5 protein-coding genes are annotated in these 4,338 nt (G+C 67.0%); all 5 read left to right on the forward strand.

Annotation, left to right across the window (positions count from 1 at the left end):
- Positions 1–525: SDR family oxidoreductase (locus tag I0Q12_RS32240; protein ID WP_231610179.1), on the forward strand; the 525-nt coding region annotated here is incomplete at its 5' end.
- Positions 526–998: 473 nt separating this feature from the next.
- Positions 999–1,715, forward strand: coding sequence for an ABC transporter permease (locus I0Q12_RS07185; protein ID WP_197251277.1), 717 nt, complete (start codon positions 999–1,001; stop codon positions 1,713–1,715).
- A 20-nt stretch (positions 1,716–1,735) separates the two neighbouring features.
- The gene (locus tag I0Q12_RS07190; RefSeq protein WP_197251278.1) at positions 1,736–2,584 is read left to right on the forward strand and encodes an ABC transporter permease; all 849 of its coding nucleotides are present in this window, start codon (positions 1,736–1,738) and stop codon (positions 2,582–2,584) included.
- A gap of 9 nt (positions 2,585–2,593) precedes the next feature.
- Positions 2,594–3,772, forward strand: a complete 1,179-nt coding sequence (locus tag I0Q12_RS07195; protein WP_197251279.1) for an MCE family protein — start codon at positions 2,594–2,596, stop codon at positions 3,770–3,772.
- Positions 3,773–3,774: 2 nt separating this feature from the next.
- On the forward strand, positions 3,775–4,338 hold a 564-nt coding region (locus I0Q12_RS32245), incomplete at its 3' end, for an MCE family protein (RefSeq protein ID WP_231610181.1).

Consider the following 4,338-nt stretch of genomic DNA (forward strand, 5'->3'; position numbering starts at 1 on the left):
CTGTGCCGGAACGCGGCCGCCTACTGGCGTGCCAAGTCGAAGGAAGCCGGCGCGCCCGTCTACGCCCGCATCGTCAACACCGCATCCGAGGCGGGCCTGCTCGGTCCCGAGGGGCAGGCCAACTACGGTGCCGCCAAGGCCGGCATCATCTCGCTCACCCTGTCCGCGGCCCGGGGGCTGTCCCGGTACGGCGTGCGTGCCAACGCGATCTGCCCGCGCGGCCGGACCGCCATGACCGAGTCGGTCTTCGGCGCGGCGCCGAACGCCGAGGTCGATCCGCTGTCGCCCGAGCACGTCGGAACGCTCGTGTCTTACCTGGCCTCGCCGGCCGCGGACCGGGTCAACGGCCAGGTCTTCGTCGTCTACGGGCCGATGGTCGCGTTGATGGCGGCCCCTGTCGTCGAGCAGCGTTTCGACGCCGACGTCCGATGGACCCCGGAAGCGCTCGCCCAGGAACTCGGGAGCTACTTCGAGGACCGCGACCCAGCCCGCATGTTCTCGGCTGCCGAACTTCTGAAGCTGTGAGGCTGGTGTGCCTTTTCGGCGCCTGGGGGCGCCGGAAAGGCACACCCGGCCGTTGCTGCTACTCCAGGTGACAGGCACCGTCGTTCTCGGTTAATATTCCGCAGTCCGCCGTCGGCCGGGATAGGGTCGAGATTCGACGTTTTCCGTGCCGTGAACTCGGCTCCAGCACCTCGGTTTTCCTTTGAAACTTGTTCCAGTTTCGGATCCTCCACCGCGGGCGTCCCGGAGTGTGATCGCATCGGTTCCCGGTTCCGCGCCGCTGCCGACCGGAGTTGCGAAGCTCCACGTAAAGCCACTTATCCGACCGGGGTTCCACTCCCGGCTTCCCGAGATTCAGCAACGGTGTACGGCGTCCTCCGGGTCTCCGGTGCGCACCTTTGACAGTGTGAACACGTTCTAGTTAGTATGACGCGGGTCACAGTGCGGCCCGCGTCGGTCCGTGGCCGATCCAACCAACGAACGGAGGGGAGACGTTGGTAGACCTCCTCGAGGTCCCGTTGCGCGCCGTCGGCGGTCTCTTCGCCATGACCGGGGAAACCGCCCGCGCTGCATTCTCCCGGCCGTTCCAACGGCGCGAATTCATCGACCAGGCATGGTTCGTCGCACGGGTGTCGCTTCTGCCGACCGTCCTTGTGGCAGTGCCGTTCACGGTCCTGGTCAGCTTCACCCTCAACATCCTGCTGCGGGAGATCGGTGCCGCCGACCTCAGCGGTGCGGGTGCCGCGCTCGGCGCCGGCGCGACCGCGATCTGCGCGGACCTCGCCGCCCGGACGATCCGCGAGGAGATCGACGCGATGCGGGTGCTCGGCATCAATCCGATCCATCGCCTCGTCGTGCCGCGCGTGCTCGCCTCCACCGTGGTCGCGTTGCTGCTCAACGGCCTCGTGTGCTCGATCGGCATCCTCGGCGGTTTCGCGTTCTCGGTGTTCCTGCAGGACGTGAACCCCGGCGCCTTCGTCAACGGCATCACGCTGCTCACCGGCTTCGGCGAGCTGATTATCTCCCAGGTCAAGGCGGGTCTGTTCGGCATGATCGCCGGACTCGTCGCGTCCTATCTCGGACTCAACGTCAAGGGCGGTGCCAAGAGCGTCGGCGACGCCGTCAACCAGACGGTCGTGTTCGCCTTCATGGCACTGTTCGTCGTCAATCTCCTCGTCACGGCCGTCGGCATCAAGCTGACGGCCGGATGAGCGGCTCGGTGGTGGTGTAGATGGCAGTGATTACCGGGCGCTTCCCCCGCGTGCGCCGACGTGTCCGCGCCGCGTCGAACTCGATCGACGGCATCGGCGAACAGGCACTGTTCTTCGGCCGCGCACTCGGCTCCGCGCCGCGCGCGCTGATGCACTATCCGAAGGAGACGGTCCGGCTCGTCGCCGAGATCAGCATGGGCACCGGCGCGCTCGCCGTCATCGGCGGCACGGTCGTGATCGTCGGCTTCCTGACCCTGTTCACCGGCGGCATCATCGCCGTGCAGGGCTTCAGCTCCCTCGGCAACATCGGTGTCGAGGCGCTCACCGGCTTCTTCGCGGCGTTCATCAACGTGCGCATCGCCGCCCCGACCATCGCGGGCATCGGCCTCGCGGCGACCATCGGGGCCGGGTCCACCGCCCAGCTCGGCGCGATGCGGGTTTCCGAGGAGATCGACGCGCTCGAGGTGATGGCGATCCCGTCCGTCCCGTACCTGGTGAGCACGCGGGTGATGGCCGGGATGATCGCGATCGTCCCGCTGTACTCGCTCGCGGTGATCGCCTCGTTCATCGCCAGCCGTTTCGCGACGGTCGTGCTCTACGGCCAGTCCGCCGGCGTGTACGACCACTACTTCCAGACCTTCCTCATCCCCACCGACATCCTGTGGTCGTTCGTGCAAGCCATCGTCATGGCCATCGCGGTGATGCTCATCCACACCTACTACGGCTTCAACGCAAGCGGCGGGCCGGTCGGGGTCGGTGTCGCCGTCGGCAACGCAGTGCGCGCGTCCCTCATCGCCGTCGTCACCGTCACCCTCCTCATCTCGCTCGCGGTCTACGGGATGTCCGGCAACTTCAACCTGTCGGGATAGGCGGCATTCATGGACAGCCCATCGTGGAAGAAGAAACTCGCCGCCCTGGGGATGGTCGGCGGGCTCGCCGTGCTCGTCGTCGCGGCGCTGACGCAGTTCGTCGGCGGCTTCACCGCCACCGTCCCGGTGACCGTGACCTCCGCCCGTTCCGGCCTGGTGATGGAACCCGACGCCAAGGTCAAGTTGCGCGGCGTCGAGGTCGGCCGGGTCTCGTCGATCGAGCACACCCCGGACGGTGCGGTGCTGCAGCTGGCGATGGATCCCGGTCAGTTGCACCTGATTCCGTCGAACGCACAGGTGACCATCGAGTCGACCACCGTGTTCGGCGCGAAGTTCGTCGATCTGGTCGTCCCGGACGATCCGTCGCCGGTGCCGCTGCAGGAAGGCGCGGTCATCGCCGCCGAGAACGTCACCGTCGAGTTCAACACCGTCTTCGAGCACCTCAACGACGTGCTCGCGCAGGTGCAGCCGGAGAAGCTCAACGCCACGCTCGGTGCGATCTCGGAAGGCCTGCGCGGTCGCGGTGACGATCTCGGTGCCGCGCTCGCGGAGGTCGACGACTACCTCGTGACGATGAATCCGTCTCTGCCGCAACTGCAGTACGACCTCCAGGCCGCCGCGGACGTGACCGGTGTCTACGCCGACACCGCACCCGACCTGATGGCCACCGTCGGCAACGCCACCGACGTCGGCAACACCGTCGTCGACGAACAGGACAACCTCGATCTGCTGCTGATGAACGTCATCGGTCTCGCGACCACCGGCCGGGACGTCCTCGGCGAGAACGAGGCCCAGCTGACCACGTCGCTGGACCTCCTGACCCACACGACCACCCTCCTCGGGGAGTACTCGCCCGAGCTGACGTGCTTCATCGTCGGACTCAACGACGGGCGGATCGCGTTCGAGCCGATGGCCGGCACCGGCAAGTACGCGTCGCTGATGCTGAGCACCAGCTTCATGGGCGGCGCCACCATCTACAACCAGGAGCAGGACCTCCCCGTCGTCGGGGCGAGCGGTGGGCCCAACTGCTACGGGCTGCCGAATTTCGACCCCCGTCGCGACGGACACGCACAGTTCGCGGTCGCGAACACCGGTGAAGTGCCCTACAAGCCCTCCACCGAGGCGTGGGTCCGAACCCCGACGATCTTCCGGTACCTGTACGGCGACGACCTTGCGGCAGGGCAGTGACCATGAGACCGACCACCATCAAGTTCACGGCCTTCGCCGTCGCGATGATCCTGATCTTCGCGGGCCTCGCCGTGGTGTTCAGCCAGGCCCGGTTCTCCGGCAGCGAGGGATACCGCGCGACGTTCACCGACGTGTCCGGGCTGAAGCCCGGCGACAAGGTGCGCATCGCGGGTGTTCCCGTGGGATCGGTCGGCAGGGTCGACATCGGTGACGGCAACATCGCCGAGGTCGACTTCGACGTCGACTCGAAATACACGCTGCTGCAGAGCACCCGCGCGACCGTCCGCTACGAGAACCTCGTCGGCGACCGCTACCTCGAGTTGCTGGAAGGTCCCGGCAGCAGCGGCGAGAAGCTGCAGCCGGGCGAGACCATCCCGCTCGACCGGACCGCGCCGGCGCTCGATCTGGATCTGCTGCTCGGCGGATTCAAGCCGTTGCTGAAGGGACTGGATCCGAAGCAGGTCAACGACCTGTCCGGCGCGTTGCTGCAGATCTTCCAGGGACAGGGCGGCACGCTGGTGTCGCTGCTCGGCAACACCAACTCGTTCACCAACTCACTCGCCGAC

The organism is Rhodococcus sp. CX (genome assembly GCF_015865005.1).
GTDB lineage: Bacteria > Actinomycetota > Actinomycetes > Mycobacteriales > Mycobacteriaceae > Rhodococcus.

What these genes read in the sequence shown, in the direction of transcription:
- I0Q12_RS07195 (WP_197251279.1), top strand. Translation starts at nt 2,594, where the DNA reads ATGGACAGCCCATCGTGGAAGAAGAAACTCGCCGCCCTGGGGATGGTC.
- I0Q12_RS07190 (WP_197251278.1), top strand. Translation starts at nt 1,736, where the DNA reads ATGGCAGTGATTACCGGGCGCTTCCCCCGCGTGCGCCGACGTGTCCGC.